The 19,115-nt window shown below is 67.7% G+C and carries 20 protein-coding genes; 3 read left to right on the top strand and 17 right to left on the bottom strand.

From position 1 onward, the window contains the following. Nucleotides 1-14: 14 nt before the first annotated feature. The 6 genes from J8I82_RS09080 to J8I82_RS09055 are packed head-to-tail and all read right to left on the bottom strand — an operon-like array spanning nt 15 to nt 6,576. A complete protein-coding gene (locus J8I82_RS09080; protein WP_209756481.1) occupies nt 15-3,257 on the bottom strand; it encodes a pilus assembly protein in 3,243 nt (1,080 codons plus the stop codon). A 47-nt stretch (nt 3,258-3,304) separates the two neighbouring features. Continuing rightward, on the bottom strand, nt 3,305-3,856 hold the full coding sequence (locus tag J8I82_RS09075; RefSeq protein ID WP_209756479.1) for a pilus assembly PilX family protein: 552 nt from the start codon (nt 3,854-3,856) through the stop codon (nt 3,305-3,307). Between the two features lie 23 nt (nt 3,857-3,879). Further along, nucleotides 3,880-4,923, bottom strand: coding sequence for a PilW family protein (locus tag J8I82_RS09070; protein WP_209756477.1), 1,044 nt, complete (start codon nt 4,921-4,923; stop codon nt 3,880-3,882). Then, complete coding sequence (locus tag J8I82_RS09065; RefSeq protein ID WP_209756475.1) at nt 4,920-5,561, bottom strand: type IV pilus modification PilV family protein; 642 nt, start codon at nt 5,559-5,561, stop codon at nt 4,920-4,922. Before J8I82_RS09065 ends, J8I82_RS09070 begins: the two co-directional genes overlap by 4 nt. Next, a complete protein-coding gene (locus J8I82_RS09060; protein ID WP_209756473.1) occupies nt 5,558-6,055 on the bottom strand; it encodes a GspH/FimT family pseudopilin in 498 nt (165 codons plus the stop codon). Before J8I82_RS09060 ends, J8I82_RS09065 begins: the two co-directional genes overlap by 4 nt. A 2-nt stretch (nt 6,056-6,057) precedes the next feature. Next, a complete protein-coding gene (locus J8I82_RS09055; protein ID WP_280906369.1) occupies nt 6,058-6,576 on the bottom strand; it encodes a type IV pilin protein in 519 nt (172 codons plus the stop codon). A 287-nt stretch (nt 6,577-6,863) separates the two neighbouring features. Here J8I82_RS09055 and J8I82_RS09050 point away from each other — a divergent pair, with 287 nt between their 5' ends. Next, nucleotides 6,864-7,796, top strand: a complete 933-nt coding sequence (locus tag J8I82_RS09050; protein ID WP_209756471.1) for a MurR/RpiR family transcriptional regulator — start codon at nt 6,864-6,866, stop codon at nt 7,794-7,796. Between the two features lie 8 nt (nt 7,797-7,804). Here J8I82_RS09050 and J8I82_RS09045 read toward each other — a convergent pair whose 3' ends face one another. The 5 genes from J8I82_RS09045 to J8I82_RS09025 all read right to left on the bottom strand — a co-directional run bounded on the left by J8I82_RS09045 (nt 7,805) and on the right by J8I82_RS09025 (nt 11,674). Beyond that, on the bottom strand, nt 7,805-8,674 hold the full coding sequence (locus tag J8I82_RS09045) for a transporter substrate-binding domain-containing protein (protein ID WP_245179595.1): 870 nt from the start codon (nt 8,672-8,674) through the stop codon (nt 7,805-7,807). A gap of 433 nt (nt 8,675-9,107) precedes the next feature. Then, the gene (locus J8I82_RS09040) at nt 9,108-9,461 is read right to left on the bottom strand and encodes a hypothetical protein (protein ID WP_209756467.1); all 354 of its coding nucleotides are present in this window, start codon (nt 9,459-9,461) and stop codon (nt 9,108-9,110) included. 131 nt (nt 9,462-9,592) lie between these two features. After that, on the bottom strand, nt 9,593-10,087 hold the full coding sequence (locus J8I82_RS09035; protein ID WP_209756465.1) for an ion channel: 495 nt from the start codon (nt 10,085-10,087) through the stop codon (nt 9,593-9,595). A gap of 120 nt (nt 10,088-10,207) precedes the next feature. Next, on the bottom strand, nt 10,208-11,293 hold the full coding sequence (locus J8I82_RS39060; RefSeq protein ID WP_209756463.1) for a collagen-like protein: 1,086 nt from the start codon (nt 11,291-11,293) through the stop codon (nt 10,208-10,210). A gap of 168 nt (nt 11,294-11,461) precedes the next feature. Beyond that, a complete protein-coding gene (locus J8I82_RS09025; protein ID WP_209756461.1) occupies nt 11,462-11,674 on the bottom strand; it encodes a hypothetical protein in 213 nt (70 codons plus the stop codon). 146 nt (nt 11,675-11,820) lie between these two features. On the opposite strand from J8I82_RS09025, the gene J8I82_RS09020 reads away from it, so the two are divergent. Beyond that, nucleotides 11,821-12,069 (top strand): PA2433 domain-containing protein, encoded by a 249-nt coding sequence (locus J8I82_RS09020; protein ID WP_209756458.1) that lies wholly within the window; start codon nt 11,821-11,823, stop codon nt 12,067-12,069. 96 nt (nt 12,070-12,165) lie between these two features. Here J8I82_RS09020 and J8I82_RS09015 read toward each other — a convergent pair whose 3' ends face one another. The 6 genes from J8I82_RS09015 to J8I82_RS08990 form a co-directional block, all read right to left on the bottom strand. Next, nucleotides 12,166-12,513 carry an RcnB family protein gene (locus tag J8I82_RS09015; RefSeq protein WP_209756456.1) on the bottom strand — a complete coding sequence of 116 codons (348 nt, stop codon included), beginning with the start codon at nt 12,511-12,513 and terminating at the stop codon, nt 12,166-12,168. 199 nt (nt 12,514-12,712) lie between these two features. Further along, a complete protein-coding gene (locus J8I82_RS09010) occupies nt 12,713-13,360 on the bottom strand; it encodes a hypothetical protein (protein ID WP_209756455.1) in 648 nt (215 codons plus the stop codon). Nucleotides 13,361-13,385: 25 nt separating this feature from the next. Beyond that, a complete protein-coding gene (locus tag J8I82_RS09005; RefSeq protein ID WP_209756453.1) occupies nt 13,386-14,882 on the bottom strand; it encodes an ATP-binding protein in 1,497 nt (498 codons plus the stop codon). 139 nt (nt 14,883-15,021) lie between these two features. Beyond that, complete coding sequence (gene leuD, locus J8I82_RS09000) at nt 15,022-15,666, bottom strand: 3-isopropylmalate dehydratase small subunit (protein WP_209756451.1); 645 nt, start codon at nt 15,664-15,666, stop codon at nt 15,022-15,024. After that, nucleotides 15,659-17,077, bottom strand: a complete 1,419-nt coding sequence (leuC, locus tag J8I82_RS08995; protein WP_209756449.1) for a 3-isopropylmalate dehydratase large subunit — start codon at nt 17,075-17,077, stop codon at nt 15,659-15,661. The genes leuD and leuC overlap by 8 nt, the downstream gene beginning before the upstream one ends. Nucleotides 17,078-17,105: 28 nt before the next feature. Continuing rightward, nucleotides 17,106-18,080: a tripartite tricarboxylate transporter substrate binding protein gene (locus tag J8I82_RS08990; protein ID WP_209756447.1), complete on the bottom strand. Its 975-nt coding sequence runs from the start codon at nt 18,078-18,080 to the stop codon at nt 17,106-17,108. A 102-nt stretch (nt 18,081-18,182) separates the two neighbouring features. Here J8I82_RS08990 and J8I82_RS08985 point away from each other — a divergent pair, with 102 nt between their 5' ends. Next, entirely contained in the window at nt 18,183-19,109 is a 927-nt protein-coding gene (locus J8I82_RS08985; RefSeq protein ID WP_209756445.1) for a LysR family transcriptional regulator, read from the top strand. The last annotated feature ends 6 nt before the right edge of the window (nt 19,110-19,115 follow it).

Here is a 19,115-nt window from a genome sequence, read left to right as displayed (position 1 = left end):
GCGGCCGTGGCCGGTCACTTCCGGTCGGTCTGCGTGTACCAGTAAGTGCGCTTGCGCTTGCCGATCCCCGGCGGCGAGATCTTCTGCGCGCCCAGCGACGAGGTATTGTCGCCGCCGCCGGGACCGGTCTGGTTGCCGCCGCCGATCAGCACCGGCACGTTGCTGGTATTGCCTGCCGAATCCGTGACGGCAACCACCCCGAACACCGGCGACGGCGGCAGCCCACCGTTGTTGAACACGACATGGCGGTCGTTGTTCAGGCCCTTGCCGGTGAGGAACGAGACCGCATAGCCGCGCGCCTTGCCCAGATCCGGATAGCACGCGCCCGACTTGGGCACACTTGGCTGATTGGTGCCGAAGTACGTGTAGCCGGCCACGGTCAGCGGCGCGTTGACCACCTTCTCTCCGGTGCCGAGCACCAGGTAGAAGCCCTTGCCGGCGGTCGTGTCGGCGTATGCGGTCGAAGTCGCGTTGAAGAGATCGGCGTCGGTCAGCGCCGTCCATGTCGACGGCAGCCCGCCGGTGAGCGTCGTGTCCTTCAGCATGTAGAAGCGGTTGCTGACGTTGTAGGCCAGGCCCGGCGTGGTGCTGGTGGTGTACAGCGGATGCTCGCGGTCGCCGCTGCCGATCATCACCGCATCGTAGGTGCCGGTGGTGATGACATCCGGCGGATACATGAACTTGCGCGCATCGTTGGTGCCCTGCGCGCCGCCCAGGGACGCGAACTTGTGCAGCGTCCATGCGGCCGAGCCGGTGCCGGCCGCCGTCTCGAAGTCCAGCCGCCAGACGTTGCCGCCGACGTCGCCGACATAGCCCTTGTCTACCAGCCCGTCGCCGTTGCGGTCCACCACCGCCACGTCGGACGGGATCGCGCGGTTCATGCCGGCAGGCGTCGTGCACACCGTCGCGGACAGGCCGGTGCAGTCGGCCAGCCATGCGCGCACCACGTTGCCCTCGAAGGCATCGAACACGATCACGCCACGCCCTTGCCCCGAACTGCCGCCACCCTGGGAAGGCTCGGCATCCTCCGCGGGATCATAGCCAGCGCCCATCACTACCAGCGGGTTGGCATAGCCCTTGACGCGGATCACGCGCGGCTGCGACCAGGTCTGCCCCAGTTCCGGGATGCTGGTGCTGTCGGCCTTCCACAGGAATTCCGGCGCCATCGGGTCGGTTACGTCCAGCGCGTAGGTCAGGCGCCCGCCGCGGCGCGCGGTCAGGTAGATCACCACACGCGGCTTGGCCGGGTCGCGCAGGTCCTGGAACACCGTGGTGGTGCCATCGAAGAAATAGTCGCGCGGCTTCGCGCCCGAACCGGCGGGCGATCCACTCAGCTGCACTTCGGGCGTATTGGTGTAGAGACGGCCGAGCTTGCTATAGAACTCCGGCGGGATGAAGCCCCACAGTTCCCCGCCCGGCCGCACGCCACCGATTCCGATGGTCTGGTTGCCATTGACCGCATGGAAGACGCCGTCGTTGGCGCCATAGAACACCACCACGCCGGTCGTGCCGCCATAGTTGATCACCACCGGGCGCGAATGCAGCACGTCGCCATGCACCGAGCCGCGCACGGTGACGCTGCCGCCGGGACCTTTCTGCAACTCCGCGCCGGCGATCGTGCTTTCGCTCAGCGCGCGCACGTCGCGGCCGCGCACCCAATTGATCAGGTTGTTGACGTCGGCAACCGTGGTGTTGAGCGCGGCCTGCCCGCTGGTGCCGGTCAGCCAGCCATTGGACGTATCGAACGAAGCCAGGGTCTTGCCGCTGCATGCCCCCGACGCGCAGGTGTAGAGCTTGCGCCCGCTCTGGTCGGTGGTGAACTGGGCGCGCAGCATTTCACCGGCACCACCCTTCTCGACAATCTCGCCGTCGCCGCCGACCACACCCGCCACGCCGTCGGCCGAATCCAGCGCGCCCGCGGCCCCGGTCGGACTGTTGACCCAAAAGCCCTTGGCAGGCCAGCCGCTTGCCTGGCTCCCGGTATAGCTCGAACCACTGAACCCCAGTGGCGGCTCGGCGGTCCAGAAACTCTTGGCGTTGGGCGAGATAAAGCCCGTGCCGGCGTTGCTGATCGCGCTCTGCTGGTTGGGGCCGCTGGGGTTGGCGTCCAGCACCACGATCTGGTTCTTGTTGTCGTAGCCCAGCTTGTACTGCTTCAGGTTGCCCATCCAGCGCGGCGCCGCGGTGGCGTCGGGCCGGAACATGCCGATATAGATCTGGTTCAGGTACGAGCCCTGCCCGTTCACGCTGACCGGCAGGCTCACCGACGAGAACACGTTGTTGACCGCCTGCATCTCGTTGAAGATCTGCAGCAGTGCCTGCACCAGCGCATCCACGTCGCCCAGGCTGACCACGTAGCGCTTGCCGCCGGCGTTGTCGGCCATGCTGCGGGTCGACTCGACATAGTCAGGATTCCTGCCGTCCGTGACGGCAATGGTATAGGTGATGATGTTCTGGTTATTGTCGAGATTGCCGTTCACGTCGGTTTCGTACATGAACCGCGCCCACTCGTCGCCCCAGTTGCTTTCGTATTTGTTGGCGGTCGTGTCGAGCTTGAGCTGGGTCATCTGCCTGGTGCTCGCGCCCGCCGCGGCAAGCGCGTCCTTGGCCTCGGTGCCGGTGTCCTGCGGCTTGCCGTTGTTGACCGCGTTGGCGATGTAGATGACGAAGTTCTTCTGGCACGGGTTGGTGATCGGCGACGCATACTGCGTGCCCGACAAACCCTTCCTGCCGCCGAAGAACGCCCAGGCTTCCTGCATGCCCCCGCCCACCTGGGAGTTGTTCGAGTTGTCGGCCTGGCGGTCGATGCTCTTGATGTACTCCAGGAATTGCGCGCCGTTGGCGGTATCCATCAGCGGCAAGGTGTATGGCGCCGCCGACGGATAGCGGAACTTGCCGCCGGGGTTGGTGCCGGTGCCGAACATCATCAGCCCCATGTTGATGTTGCCGGACAGCTGCGGGTTGGTCACGAGCGTGCTCACCGCGCGGTACAGCGCGCACTGGATCGCGCCGACGTCGGTGCCCGCGTTGTTGGCGCTGACCACATTGGGGACATCGCAGCCACGGATGGTTGTGGCCGCATTCCACGTGGACGCATTGTCCAGCAGCAACAACACATTGGGCTTGGTGCCGGCATTGCTCTGCAGGCCGGTGAACAGGTCGATGTCTTCGGCATGCGCGCCCTGCCATCCGGCCAGGGCAAGCAGGACTGCGGCGAAGGCGGCATGGCGCCGATTCCGGCGGGCTGGGCTCGTCATCCGGGTTCCTGTGCGATCAATGGTGAATGGGTGGCACGCCGATGCGCTCAGGGGCAGGCCGAACCGGTCGGCATGCGCACAGCCACGCCCTGGTGGACCGTCGCCACGGCGCCGGTGCCGGCGCTGTCGTCGACGGTGGCGGAAACGTCCCACTGGGTGGCGTTGCACAGCGAGTTGCCAGCGTTGTTGCCCGCCGTGACGATGCCGGTGTTCTGCACGCCGCTGCCGATCATGCACGACACATCGTCGGGGTCCTTCAGGTCGAGCTCGACGTTCTTGATAGGCTTGCTTGCCACGCATTCCGGCTTAGCCACCTGGGCCACGTAGTCGGCCTTGCCGTCGCCGCTGACATCCACCGGCACGCTGATGGCTGCCGGCGCCTTGGTGAAGTCGTCGGAGAGTACCTGCTCGATCGACTGCTGCGCGACGTCGCGCGCTTCGGCGGTGTGCTGCTGGTTGGCCGCGACCTTGACGTTGACCAGGCCCGAATTGACCAGCGCCACGGCAACCAGCAGGAACAGCACCATGAACACGAGCGTCACGACCAGCGTGACCCCGGTCTGCCTGCGGCGCAGCGGCCGGCCGGATAACTTCGTCATTGCTTGCCCTTCGCGGTATCGCATCATTGCTCGCGCAGTCCGGCCACGTTGACCAGCCGCGCCACCTGGGCGTAGACATGGCGCTTGAAGCCATCGTTGAACGGGCCGCTGGCGGCGGCGCGCCCCAGGTCATAAGTGCGGGTGTCCACCTGGCCGCCGGAGGTCCTCAGCGTGCGTGCCAGCAGGTTCACACGCACAGTGGTCACATTGCTCCAGTTGGCCAGCGCATTGGTCCAGTCGTAGCCCGGCACGATGGCGCAGGCTGCGGCATTGTTGGCGCCGGGGTCGTCCACATAGCAGTCCGCGGAGCCATTGCTGTCGAGATCCACACCGTAAGCCAGGTGCATGTCCTGGATGCCTTGCGCCAGCGAACGCGACTGGAATGCGCCGTTGACCAGCTCGGCCATCTTCAGCGTGGGGATGCCGTCGCCGCCGTTGCTGCAACGGTCGCATGGCGCGAGGTAGAACGCGCGCACCACCGCCTCGCGCAGCGCTGCCGGTATCGCTGCATCGCAAGCCTTGGTGCGCAGCGGAAAAGCCACCGCCGCGCTCGCATCGAAGATAAAAGCGGTGCTGTCGTTGGGGCAGGCCGACACCTGCAGGTAAGGCACGCCCGGTGTCGGTGCCGCGACCGGCGTGGTCGATACGCGCCGCACCACCAGCACCTCCGAGGTGGCGGCAAGGTCCGGCAGGCAGGGCGCCGCCACGCCGGCCGCATAGCCTGCAAGGGGCAGCGGAACGGTGCCGCCGGCGGCGAAGCCGAGCGCCGCGGGGTCCGTCGCGCACAGCGCCGGGCCAGCCACCGTGGCGCCCCGCGCAATGCTGCCCGCCCCGAAGAACCCCGCCAGCTCCACCTCGCGCCGGATCTGCTCCAGCGCATAGCGGCCGTTCTCCACCTGCTCGGCCGACTTGACGAATTCTGTGCGCGACAGGCTGTTGGCGTAGTACAGGCTGGCCAGCGCGGTCAGCATCAGCAGGCCGATGGTGATGCCAATCATCAGCTCGACCAGCGATACGCCGCGCTGGCGCAGGCGGCGTTGTGCGAGACGTGCAGGCAGACGCTTCATGACACGGTCCCCAGCGAGCCGATGCGGATCTGCGTGCTGACCGCGCGGCGGTAGGACTCGTTGCCGTACTGGTTCTGGCCGCAGCCGAGCGCGGGCGCGCCGGTGGCGGCCAGGCCCTGCCAGGCGACGGTGATGCGGTAGACGTTGGCGGCCGCATCGATGGTGTCGATGCAGCCGCGCGCGCCGATCATGGCGCCAACCGCGCTCGCCGCCACGCCGCTGGCCGCGGCCGTCATCTCGGCACTGCCCAGCAGCGCGGTGTTCCATGCCTGCAGGTCGCCGTTGGCGGTGGCGTTCTGCGCGTCCGTTCCCAGCGTGCAGGCCGCCGGCGCAGCGCTGCCGGTGCCCAGCCGCACGCCGTTGGCGCCATTGGCGTAGCACTGCGCCACCTGGCGGTTGGCATTGATGCGGGCGGCCATGTCCTGCAGCAGCGCGAGTGCCTGCACGCGCTGGTAGGACTCCATCTCGTTCTGGCCCGAGCGCGCCACCAGTCCCGCCGTGCCCAGCAGCGCGGCAAGCAGGATCACCACCGCCACCAGCACTTCAATCAGCAGCACGCCACGCTGCGCGCCGCGTCGCGGCAGGCGCGCAGGCCGTTGCCCGTGGCGACGGGCAGCACTGTCAAGGATGCGGGTCATGTGCAGGCTCCCGTTTCGGAGGCGACGCGGCCGGTCTCGCTGACCTGCACGCACACACGCAGGGCGGCCGTCGTGTCGTTGGCGGGCGCCAGCTCGAAGCGCATCGCCGCGCCGGCAAGCCGGCCGTCGTTGCCGACCGACAATGCCCCGGCGGCGCTGGGGGTAATGGTGAGGCTGGCGTAGGGCCCGAAGGTGCGCACTGTCTCCGCGCCGGCGCTGACGGACCAGCCCGCGGTCCAGGCCGCGCCGGCGGGCGCCAGCGTCACGGTGGTGTTGCGCTTGACCGCCTCGCTGCGCGCAAGCAGCAACGCGGAGCTCAGGTCGAGCGAGGCGCTGCGCACGCGCTGCCCCGCCATCAGCGACGCAAACGAGGGCGCGGCGGCGACTGCCAGGATTGCCAGCACGGCCAGCGTGCACATCAGTTCGACCAGGGTGAAGCCGCGCAGCGCCACATGCCGCGGCTGCCGCTGGGGAATCCGGTAGGTGGCTGCCATGGTCAGTTCCAGCAGTCGGTGCCGCCGCCGGACGCCGACCTGGCGCCGGCGCTGGTCAGCGTCAGCGTGCCGCAGCCGCTGTCGGCGCTCAGCTGGCTGCCCGTGGGCGTGGCGACAATGCTGTAGCCCGGTGGCAGCGCGCCGTTGGGAGTGACGGTGACGTTGTAGCGCGTGCTCTGGGCGGCCGGCACCGACATGCCGAGCGCGCCGAGGCTGGCGGCATAGGTGCGGTTGTCGACGAGAAACCGCTCCTGCGCGCCGGAGACTTCGAGCATGAACGACTCGATCGCGGCGCGGTGCGATCGCACCACATAGCGGCTGTAGTTGGGGATGGCGATGGCGGCCAGGATGGCGATGATCGCCACGGCGATCATCAGCTCGACCAGCGTAAAGCCGCGCGCGGGCGCGCCGCGGCCCGGCATGGCGCCCGCCGTGTCTGTCCCTGCCCCGATTTGACCCTTGACCCGAAACGGCGGCCTGACCGAGCCGCCGTGTCGCACTGCAGGGCTTCTATGTCCCATGCTCGCGCTCCGTACCAATTATGTTCCGGATGACCAATTCCGGAGGTTATGGCGCGGAGTGTAAGTCACCGCCCTTTAAGTGGGTAAGGAAATTCTGATGACCCTGCGCCGGCGTTGCGGCAATCCGACAATTGGCAGCTGTCCTGAACCGCCGGGTACAGCTTTGCCGGCGCGCGGACGTTAACCGGCTGATGTGACGACTTTGGCACCGCACCATCCAAGGCGGCGGCCGGCCCGCCTGGGCGCAGCTGTGCAACAATCGTTACAACCACGAATCCGGAGTGTCCATGCCGTCCGACAGCCCCACCCATCCGCCGCAACCTCCCGATGCCGGTCCCACGCCGGCGCCGCTGCAAGACCTCGACGCGCTGCTGGTCTTGCTGCGCGCCAGCTTCCCGACGCTGAGCACGCAGTTCCAGAGCGGCGCACGCTACCTGCTCGACCACCCGCAGGACGTGCCGGTGCTGTCGATGCGCAAGATCGCCGCCAGCGCCGGCGTGCAACCCGCCACGCTGGTCCGGCTGTCGCAGCACCTTGGCTTCGAGGGCTGGCAGGGCCTGCGCGAACTCTTTGTCGATGCCCTGCGCGGTGGCAGCCAGCCGTATGCCCGGCGCGCGCGCAAGGTGGTGCGCGAAAGCAGCGCCAGCCGCATGCTGGGCGAGATGCTCGATGCGCAGCACCACAACCTTGACCTGATCGCGACCAACAACGACAAGACGCTGCAGCAGGCGGCCGAGTTGCTGTCGCACGCGCAGAACGTCCACGTGGCGGGCTTCCGCTCGTGCTTCCCGATCGCGTTCACCTTCCACTATGTCTACCGGCTGTTCCGCAGCTCGGTGCAGCTGATCCGCGCCGATGCCGGCACGCTGGAAATGGAACTGCGCGGGCTGGCGCCCAGGGATGCCGTGGTGGTAGCCAGCTTCGCCCCGTATTCGCAGGAAAGCATCCGTGTGGCAGCGGCCGCGCGCGAGTGCGGCTGCAAGGTGATCGCTCTGACCGACAGCACCGTGTCGCCGATCGGGCTGGCAGCGGACTGCACGCTGCTGTTTTCTGTCGAGAGCCCGTCGTTCTTCCCCTCGATCACGGCCGGCGTGGCCATGGTCGAGGCGCTGGTCGAACAGTTGCTGGCGCGCAAGGGCAAGGGTGCGATCCGCGCGCTCGAACAGGCCGAGGGCGAACTGCACCGCGCCGGCGCCTACGTGCCCGCCGGCCGCGGCTGACGAAGAGATTATTCGAAGGCTTCGTCGCTGGGGCTGGCGTAGGCCTTCTTCAATGGCTCGCTCATCGGCAGTTCGAAATTGACCTGCTTCGGCGGCACCGGCGCGGCAAACCACTTGCTGTAGAGCTTGCTGATCTCGCCGCTGCGGATCAGCGCGCTGATGGCGCCGTCGACCACCTGCTTGAAGCCGGGATCGTCCTTGCGCAGCATGAACGCATAGGCCTCGAACGACTGCGGCGTGCCCACCACGGTCCAGTCGGCGGGGTTGGGCGCCAGCGTGCGCGCGCCGGACAGCAACACGTCGTCCATCATGAACGCGGCCACGCGCCCTGATTGCAGGATCAGGAACGACTCGCCATAGTCCTTGGCGCTCTGGATGGTGATGTTGGCCTGCTTTTCGTCGTTGAGCCGGCGCAGGATGCGCTCGGACGTGGTGCCGGCATTGGTTACCACCGCCTTGCCCGAAAGATCGCCGAAGTCGCGCACCGGGCTGCCTTTCTTCACCAGCAGCCGCGTGCCGGCGACGAAGAACGTGGTCGAGAACGCTACCTGCTGCTGGCGCGACTTCAGGTTGGTGGTGACGCCGCATTCCAGGTCGACGGTTCCGTTCTGCACCAGCGAGATCCGGTTCTGCGAGGTCACCGGCACCATGCGCACCTGCAGCGCCGGCACGCCGGTCTCGCGCTTCACCGCATCGATCACCCGGTCGCAGATGTCCTGCGAGAAGCCGATCACCTTCTGGTTGGCGTCGTAGTACGAGAACGGGATCGAGGAGGTGCGATGGCCGATGGCGATCGTGCGTGACGACTTGATCTTCCCGAGGGTCGGGCTGGCGGCGACGTCGGCGGCATGCGCCGTGCCGGCGCCGCCGCAGAGCATCAGCGCTGCTGCTGCGGCCACTGCAACCGCAGACCAGCGCGGGGTCGCGGAACTGCCGCGCGGACGGGTCACTTCTGCTGCTTTCATGCTGGCTCCTTGGATGCGTAAGTAGCTGGTTGGCGGGTAGCGGATCAGCGACGCGCCATCGCACCGCCAATGCTAGGCAAGCAGAAACAAGTGTTCCATCATGGATAACTATGAAACATATGTATTTTTTACGGGCACGGGGAAACGTCTGTTGGCGCAGCGGGCGGATGTGCGCAAACGTGGCGCTTCAGCGCGCCAGACTGTGCGGCGCAGCATGGTTACGACCGGGGAGGCGGTGAATGCGGCGCGGGACAGCGCCGGGAAATGGGCGGGGAGATGGGCGGGGAGATGGGCGGGGAAATGAGTGGCGGACGCCGCTGGCACACCCCGTCCGCCGTGGAGCCGGCTAGCGGGTGCACTTCTCCTGGTACGCCTGCTGCAGCGACTTGCGCGGCCGCTCGCGTTCCAGCTCGGGCACCTGCCGCCCTTGCGCGGTCTCGATAGTCGAGTCGGTGGTGCGGTACTCGCGCTTGGGCGCGGTGGCGATCTGGGCGGCGAGTTCGCGGCATTCCGCCGACTGGATGCTGTCCGGCGTCGCGCCCGGGTCGGGGCGGTAGGGTGTGGTGCCCTGCTGGACTGCCTCGTTGATGGCAGCGGCGGCGGCGCCCTGGCCGTCTTGCTTCTGCGCCTGGGCGCTGCAGGCCACGGCAAGGGTGGCAAGTGCGGCTAGCCGGATCAGGGTGCGCTGGCGGCTCGGCATGGTGGCTCCTCGGAAGTGTGCTCGTTGATTTGAAGGAGTTGCCAGCTTAAACGTTCGCGGCTGGTCTGGCACTGGCGGCATCTGCGGCACTTCCGGCATTTGTGCCGGCGCTGGCCGGGGCATGCGCCGCGCTAGCGCCCGCGGTGCTCGCTTTCGTCGTCGAGCTGCCAGTCGCGCCGCATCATCACATAGGTAAAGGACGCGGACCAGCCGATCAGGATCAGGCCCACCAGCGGCTCGATGGTCGCGATCAGGCGGGTCGCGCCGACCGGATAGAGGTCGCCCAGGCTCTGCGTGGTGAAGGTCTCCAGCGCAAAGTAGGCATAGACCAGCAGCGACGGCTGGCCATGGCGGGTCGGCATGCCCGGCGCGGTCGATCCCGCCAGCCAGCCGAGGCCGAGCACGTTGTCGGCAAACCAGAACCCGAACGCGAACACCATCGCCTCCAGGCAGTGGACCAGGATGATGCAGACGATCAGCACACCGATATTGACGCGTCCGCTCCAGCGCCGCGGATGCAGCGACGACAGTACGCGCAGCGCTTCATAGTGGATGCCGACCACGGTCGCGGTCAGCACCGCGGCGCACAGCAGGGCCAGCAAAAAATTCTCGGCAGAGTTTTCCATGCGCAACCGGTCGAGTGGCTGAGGCGTACGGCTCCCGGACGGCAAAAAAATGACGCCCTCCAACATAACATTGGAAGGCGCGGGAAAACCAGCACGGGAACGCCAGGAGAATCGCGTGGCTTACTGCGTCTTGCAGGACAGGTTGACGTACAGGCCGCCGTCCCAGTTGAAAGTGTGGTTGCCGGTGACCTGGACCTGGATGATGTCATTGGCTCCCACCGGCACCGTTGCCGGCGTCGAGCAGGTCCGGGCCGAGCCGCTCAGCTTGCAGCTGGACAACCCGGTAATGGCGACCGAACCGAGCGTCTGCAGCGCCGTGCCGCTGGCCACGCGGTAGGCGGTCACGGCGTACTCCGTGCCGGTATCCGGCGAGCCGGCCAGGGTCGCCGTCATGGTCAGGCCGCCCGCGCAGCCGACCGGCATCAGCGCGCCGAAGTACGGGTCGTGGCTAGGCATGTCGAGACTGCTGCCGTTCATGACATAGGTGCCGTTGCCGCCGGACGATTTGGAAACAGCGAAGTTGGCGGTGTAGATCGTTGTACCAGACTCACCTTGTTCGCCCTGTTCACCTTGTTCGCCCTTGTCTCCTTGCGGGCCTTGTGCGCCGGTATCTCCCTTCTCGCCTTGCGGCCCCTCGGGGCCTTGCGCACCGCTGTCGCCCTGTTCGCCCTGTTCGCCTTTCTCTCCCTGCGGCCCTTGCGCCCCAGCCGCGCCATCAGCGCCGGTGGGTCCGGCCGGACCCACCGGACCGGTCAGCCCGACCACCGAGACGCCCGCCGGCCAGCTGTCGCCGGTCTTGGGACCGAACAGCGTATTGGTGGTGGTGTTGAGGTAGAAGCTGCCTTCGGTGCCGTCGGCGGCGGTCGGGTCCGCCGCGCCGTGCAGCAGCGAAGCACCCGGCGCGCCGGCAATGCCTTGCGGCCCGACCAGCGGCACACCGGCCGGCCATTCGCCGTTGGCCTTCGGCCCATACAGCGTCGAGGTGGAGAGATTGAGGTAGAAATCGCCGTCCGTGCCCACGCTCGCGCCCGGGGCGCCGAGACCGGACAGGATGGTCTTGCCGTTGACGCCAGCCGGGCCGGGCACGCTTTCCGACGGGGCGATGCTGCTGGCCGGCGCCGCATCCCCGCCACCGCCGCAACCGGCCAGAACAAACGCCAGGCACGCGACCGCAATGGCCGCCCGTTTCAGGTGGTCATGTTTCATGGTGAAGCTCCCCGTATATTTTTTATTTCGCTATCCGGCTGCTTGCCGTGCGCGTTGAATTTAATTTTTGCGGAGGCTTATAAGAATCGTGCATTGGCACGGGCTGATTCAGGAATGAAGCGCGCGGCAGGGATGAAGAAAATCGTCGCGCCGGCCTGGCCCGTGGCTTCAAACATAGCGGCGTTTTAAACCAGCGGAATTTGCGGACTGGTATTTTCCGATTCCCGAAAACCACATGCCGTCGCGTATTGCCGCATGCCAGGGGGCGTCGGCGAACGGGACAATCAAACGCATTGCCACTGCAATGGCGCGCTCGGGACAAAAGACTGAGGCCTCGCCCGAATGGATGAAATCCGGCTGAGGCGAACCGGAATCGCGCATTTCATCCGGGAAACGTCGGGTCCCGATTTAGCCCTTGCCCCGGGGTATGGCCGGGACCGGCATCGGCTGCAGCCGGCAGCGGGCATGTTCGCCACGCGGGCCATGCACTATGCTGGAAATCCCACCATTCCCAAGCGGAGGCCGACGTGCGTAAATCCATTCCGATCCTCGCGGCGCTGGTGTTGTGCGGCGCCAGTGGCCTGGCTCTCGCCCACAACTGCCCCAACGAAATGAAGGCGATCGATGCCAAGCTCTCGACCAAGCCCGCGCTGTCGCCCGAAGATGCCGCCAAGGTGGCCAAGCTGCGTGCCGACGGCGAGGCCTACCACAAGGCCGGCAAGCATGACGAATCGATGAAATCGCTGCTCGAGGCCAAGAAGATACTTGGTATCTGAAGCGGGGCGCCGCACAAAAAAAGAGCCGCCGCGCACCCCGCGCGACGGCTTTGGATTTGCTGCGCGGCCAGGGGCGAAAGCCCCGGCCGATGTGAGTCAGGAGCCCGACCCGACCTGCTGGATCACGCCATTGGGCGCGACCAGGTAATACTCGGCGCCGACCCCTACCCAGCGCGTGCCCTTGCGCGGCGCCGGCAGGTTGTATTGCTTGTAATCGTCGATCACATACTGACGGTCCCTGAACTCGGTCGGCAAGCGGTCGCCCTTCTTCCATTGCTGCACCTGCACATACGGGGAGCTTTGCGGGGCTGGCGCCGGCGCAGACGCCGCGGGTTCCGTCATCGGCCGGGTGGAAGTCCGGCCACTGCCCTGCGCCATGGCAAACGGCGCCGCCAGCACGCTTGCCGCCAGCAACAGGGCCGGCATCGCTTTCTTGGTATTCATCGTGATCTCCTTGCGTACGGAAAACCGAACTGCCGGAGGATCCGGACAGCTTCTACCAGATTAGTCACAAAAGCGGGAAACCGTGGCAACCGTGGCCCGGCAGCCACGGCTCTGGCGTTCACAATTGTTTGCCCGGCGGCGGCGGGCGACATGCGCCACGTGCCATGGTGGTGGCTAGAATGAGACCCGACGGAAACACTCAGCAGGCCACGGCAAGCGCCGCGCCCGCCCGGGCGCCCATGCGCCCCATAATGTTCCCTGGCCATGCCCTTCGGCCGCGCGATGCCGCGACGCATGCGCGCCCTCGCCGGAGCTTGCAGACACCCCTGCCAGAGAACGACAAGAACAGGGGACTCTCGTGTTGCAAGACGCTGGTCGATTCCTGGCACTGGTCAATCCCGCCATCGCCATCGCCATCGCCATCGCCATCGCCATCGCCATCGCCATCGCCATCGCCATCGCCATCGCCATCGCCATCGCATTCTCGCTGTGCTTCGTGCTGGCCTGGCGCTATGAGCGCACCCGGCACTACCTGCTGCTGCCGGCTGCCGCGTACTGCATGTACGCGATCGCCATCACCCTGCAGATCGTCTGGCCACCGCGCCCCGGCGGCGGACAGGTCACGGTGACCGGCCTGCTGTACCTGGGCAGCGGCGTGCTGTTGCTGCGCGGCATACTGGCGCGCATCGGTGCGCGGGTCGATACCTGCGCGCAAGTGGCATTGCCGCTCGCGCTGCTCGGCGCGATCGCGTGTGCTGCTGCCCGATACCGCGCCCGATACCGCGCCCGATACCGCACCCGACGCCGCGCTGCAACTGGCCGAGCGCTGCGCCACACCCTCGAGCACACGCCGATGACAGTGCTGCCCGGGATCATGGCAACAAGCGTGAATTGCGGTAGCCGGGAAAGCAGGCATCCAGGATCAGGCCGAGGTCGCCGATGCGATCCTGCGCCGCCTGCACGGCCCACGCGGCGCCGGCCTCCAGTTCGCGGCACACCTCGGCCGCCTCGCGCGCGGCTTCGCTCTGCGCGAGAGTGCCGCGCATGTGATGCGCATGGGCCTGTACCGCGCCCAGGTCGCCGCGGCTGGCAGCGGCAAGCAAGGCATCGAAATCAGCATGCACGCTCTGCGCCAGCAGCGCGGCATTGGCATCGGCGTCGCCGCTGGCAACCGGCGCCATCCGCGCGCGCCCTGCCACCAGCGCTTGCAGGCATGTCGCCAGCTCTTGCAGCAGCACCGGCTTGACGAGGCAGCGGTCCATGCCGGCGTCGTGGCAGCGACCGGCTTCGCCAGCGCCGGCGTTGGCGGTCAGCGCGACGATACGCACCGGGTTGCCCGCCGCGCGCAGCCGGCGGCTGAGCGCGTAGCCATCCATGACCGGCATCTGCACATCGGTCAGCACGACGTCGAAGGCCCCTGCGGCGCAGGCCGCCAGCCCCTGCGCGCCGTCGCTCGCAAGTTGCACTGCGCAGCCAAGCCCCTCCAGCTGGCCACGCAGCAGTAGCCGGTTGTGCGGATTATCCTCCACGACCAGCACACGCAGCCCGAGCTGCGGCAGCGCCGCCATCGCAGGCGCCGCATCCGCACCGGCGGCGCCGCGCAATGGCCGTGAGGTGGTGGCAGGCAACTGCAGCGCAACGGTAAAGCGGCTGCCCTGGCCCGGCGCGCTGTCAGCGGTGATGTCGCCGCCCATCAGCCGGGCCAGCTTCCTGCAGATGGCCAGCCCGAGCCCCGCGCCGCCGAGCTCGTCCGCGCGCGTGGCTTCGCCCTGCATGAAGGGCTCGAACAGGTGCGGCAGCAGCGCGCCATCGATGCCAGGGCCGGTGTCGGCCACTTCCAGCATCAGCCCGACGCGGTCCGCGGAGGGATGCGGTTCCTGCCACAGGCGCAGCGTGACGCGTCCCTGCGCGGTGAACTTGATCGCATTGCGCAACAGGTTGGCCAGCACCTGCCGCACGCGCAGCGGATCGCCCAGCAGCCACGGCACGCCCGGCTGCAGGTCGCAGTCCAGGGCCACACCTTTGCGCATGGCGAGCGGCTCCTGCGCGCGCGCCACGGTTTCGGCCAGCGCCACCGGATCGAACGGCACCGCGTCCAGCCGCAGTTCGCCGGCTTCGATGCGCGAGAAGTCGAGCACGTGATCGAGCATCTGCAGCAGCACACGCGATGACTCGGTGATGGTCGCCACCTGCCGGCGCTGCGCCACCTCCAGCCCGCTCATCGACAGCAGTTCCAGCGTGCCGAGCATGCCGTACAGCGGCGTGCGGATCTCGTGGCTCATCGCGGCCAGCAGGCGCGCATTTACAGTTCGGGCGGTCCGGGCCGCGTCGGCCGGCACCGGGCCCGCGCTGTCGTCGTTCGTCGTCATGGCATTGTCCTCCGGAGCTGCCTGCCTGGGGCTGGCGGAGATATGCCAAGCATAGCCATGCGCGGCCGCGGGCGCATGAAATCCGGCTTGCTCGATTTCCGAAACGCGGGAAGGCGCGCGGTCCGGCTCAGGTCATCGATCAGGTCGTGCCCAGCCTGTCCCGCGTGCGCCGGGCCACATCCTTCGCCCACGGGAACGCATCCCAGTAGCGGCGCGCAAACTGCTCGATCTCGGCGCGCTGCTTCAGCGACAGGCCGATCATGTCGAGTCCCTCCAGGAACATGCGGCGATGCCGCGCCGAGAGCTCGAACGGGAAGTCGCCCGCCGGCGTGCGCACCTGCATCGCTTCGACGTCGATGCGGATCTCATTGGCGCTGTCGGCATCGACCGCGTCCATCAGGCGCTCGATCACCTCGCGCGGCAGCATCACCAGCAGCAGCCGGTTGTTCATCGCGTTCGAGTAGAAGATCTCCCCGAAGCTGGGCGCGATCACGGCGCGGATCCCGAACTGCTGCAGGCCCCACACGGCATGCTCGCGGCTGGAGCCGCAGCCGAAGTTGGCGCCGCCGACCAGGATGCTGGTGCCGGCGTACTCCGGCCGGTTCAGCACGAATTCCGGGCGCCGCGCGCCGGTGGCGTCGAACCGGTGGTCATAGAGAATGCCTTCGGCCAGGCCCGACTTGTCGATGCCGCGCAGGAACTGCTTGGGAATGATCTGGTCGGTGTCGAGGTTTTCGAAACGGATCGCGGCGGCTTTGCCGGCGAGGCAGGAAAGTTCAGGCATGGGACAGCTCCATATTGCGGACGTCGGTGATCGCGCCGGTAATGGCCGCCGCGGCCGCCATGGCCGGGCTCATCAGGTGGGTGATGGCGCCGCGACCCTGCCGGCCTTCGAAATTGCGGTTGGTGGTGGAAGCGCAGCGCACGCCGTCGGCGAGCACGTCGTCGTTCATGGCCAGGCACATCGAGCAGCCGGGCTGGCGCCATTCGAAACCCGCCGCGATGAGGATGTCGGCCAGCCCTTCGCGCTCGGCCTGTGCCTTCACCGCGCCCGATCCCGGCACCACCATCGCGCGCACCCCCGCGGCGACGGTCTTGCCGCGCACCACGCTCGCGACCGCGCGCAGGTCTTCGATGCGGCCGTTGGTGCATGAGCCGATGAAGACGTGCTGGATCGGCGTGCCGGCCAGCGTCGCGCCCGGCCGCAGGTGCGTGTAGGCCAGCGCGCGCTCGACCGAGCGCTGCTCGGCTTCATCGATCTGGTCTTCCGGGAACGGTACCTGGCCCGACACCGGCAGCACCTGGTCGGGGCTGGTCCCCCAGGTCACGTGCGGCTCGACCTGGCTGGCGTCGAACACGTATTCCGTGTCGAATTGCGCGCCGGCATCGCTGTGCAGCGTCTGCCAGTACCGCAGCGCGGCGTCGCGCTGCTGGCCATCGATATCCGGAGCGCGACGCAGCACGTAATCGATGGCGGCCTCGTCCGGCGCGATCAGCGCGCCGCGCGCGGCGGCCTCGACCGTCATGTTGCACAGCGTGAAGCGGGCTTCGATGCTCAGGTCGCGGATGGCCGAGCCGCAGTACTCCACCACGTAGCCGCGCGCGCCCTGCGCGCCGATCGCGCCGATGATGCGCAGGATCAGGTCCTTGGCGGTGGTGCCGAGCGGCAGCTTGCCGTCCACGCGGATGCGCATGGTCTTTGCCATCCGGTAGACCAGCGTCTGCGTGGCCAGCACGTGCTCGACCTCTGACGTGCCGATGCCGAAGCCGAGCGCGCCGAGCGCACCGTAGGTGGTGGTGTGGCTGTCGCCGCAGATCACCACCGTGCCCGGGCGGATCATGCCGTGCTCGGGCGCCACCACGTGCTCGATGCCCTGCAGCGCGTCGTTGGTGTCGAACAGCGGGATCGCGTGCCGCTCGCAGTTGGCATGCAGGTTGGTGGCCTGCAACGCCGACGCCGGATCGGCAATGACGCGGATCGCGCCGGGGTGCGTGGGGATGATATGGCTGACCACGGCCACGTTCTGTCCCGGCACCAGCACGCCACGCCCTTGCTCATGCAGGCCGGCAAAGGCCTGCGGGCTGGTGTATTCGTTCATCAGGTGCAGGTCGCAATACAACAGCACGTTGTCGTCGTCGATCCTGGCGACGGTGTGGGAATCGACCAGCTTCTGGTACAGGGTGCGGGGTGTCATGGCACAAGCCTTGGTAACGGTATGACGGTCATTCCGCGGTGATGCCGCGCTGCTTGATCAGGTTGGCCCACACGGGCATTTCTTTTTCCAGCCGCTGGCGGGCGGCCGCGGGCGTGCTCGGCGTCGGCTCGAAGCCTTCCTTGAGCATGCGGTCCCGCGTGGCCGGCGTCGCGAGCGCGGCATTCAGCGCGGTGTTCAGCTTGTCGATGACCGGCTTGGGCGTGCCCGTGGGCGCGAACACCATGAACCAGGTTTCGAAGTTGTAGCCCGGCAGACCGGCCTCGGCCGCCGTCGGCACGTTCGGCAGCTGGGCGGAGCGCTTCGAACCGGTCACGGCGAGCGCCTTGAGCCTGCCGCCCTGCACATGCTGCTGGGCCGCGGACACCACCGGGAAGCTCATGTCGACCTGGCCGGCAATGGTGTCGACCAGCGCCGGGCCGCCGCCGCGATACGGCACGTGGACGATGGACACGTTGGCCACCGACTTGAACAGTTCCGCCGACATATGGAAGGTGCTGCCATTGCCGGCCGAGCCGTAGGTCAGCTTGCCCGGCTGAGCCTTCGCCGCGGCGATCAGTTCCGGCAGCGTCTTGGCCGGGATGTTGTTGTTGACCACGAGGACGTGCTGCGAGCTGGCGACCATGCCGATCGGCGCGAGGTCCTTCAGGGTGTCGTACGGCATGCGCGGGAACAGGCCGGGGTTGATCGCCAGCGACACCGTCTGCAGGCCGATGGTGTAGCCGTCGGCGGGCGCCTTGGCGACCGCGTCGACACCGATGTTGCCGCCTGCGCCGGCGCGGTTCTCCACCACGATGGTGCCGGCCAGGCTCCTGGCCCAGGCATCGGCGACCAGGCGCGCGGCGATGTCGGCGCTGCCGCCGGGGGCATACGGCACGATCAGGCGCACCGGACGCTGGGGATAGGACTGGGCGGCGGCACTGCCAGCGGTGGCGGTGAAAGCCGCGGCACAGGCCAGCATGGCAGTCAGGCGGACAAGTTTCACGGGCGTCTCCTGTGGGATGAATTGTTGTGGAAACGATCGTATCATTGCCCCGGAGAAACATAATTCAGACTCCGTTACTTCTTTAGTTCCTGCAATTCAGCAATGGACAACTTTTCCGACCTCGCCTTTTTCCAGTGCATCAACAAGCACGGCAGCCTGGCCGCGGCAGCGCAGGAACTCGGCGTGACGCCACCCGCGGTCAGCAAGCGGCTGGCGGCACTGGAAGCGCGGCTGGGCGTGCGGCTGCTGCACCGGACCACGCGGCGCATCAGCCTGACGCCGGAGGGCGAAAGCTACCTGGTCGAAGGCACGCGCATCCTGGCGGAAATGGAAGCGCTGGAACGCGCCATCGCCGGCAGCAGCAGCACGCCGCACGGCCTGCTGAAGATCGGCGCGACGCTGGGCTTCGGCCGCCGCCATATCGCGCCGGCGCTGTCGGCATTCGCGCGCGCGTTTCCCAGGATCGAGGTCCAGCTGCACCTGAGCGACCGGCCGCTCAACCTGGTCGAACAGGGCCTGGACGCGCTGATCCATTTCGGCGAGCTGCCCGACGTGCGGCTCACCGCGCGGCTGCTCGCCAACAACCGCCGCCTGCTGTGCGCCGCGCCGTCCTACCTGCAGGCCGCTGGCGAGCCGGCGAATCCGCGCGAGCTGGCGCGGCACAACTGCATCTTTATCCGCGAGGCCGACGAGACCTTCGGCACCTGGCATCTGCGCAACGGCGCGCAACAGGAAACGGTCAAGGTACGCGGCACCATGAGCACCAACGACGGCGAATCGGCGCTGGCATGGGCGCTCGACGGACAGGGCGTGCTGGTGCGCTCCGAATGGGACGTGGCCGAGCACCTGCGCAGCGGGGCGCTGCGCCGCGTGCTGCCGCAGTGGCAACTTGCGCCGGCGGACATCTACCTGGTGTTCCCCGCGCGCAATCACCGGCCCGACAAGGTGCGGGCACTGGTGGATTTCATGCTGGAGCGGTTTGCCGGCCACCGTGCCCGCGGGCCGGGCGGCGCGGACAGCGCGTGGTAGCGGGAT

Source organism: Cupriavidus consociatus (assembly GCF_017814975.1).
Classification (GTDB): Bacteria; Pseudomonadota; Gammaproteobacteria; order Burkholderiales; family Burkholderiaceae; genus Cupriavidus; species Cupriavidus consociatus.
This window is presented reverse-complemented; position numbering and strand designations above follow the sequence as displayed.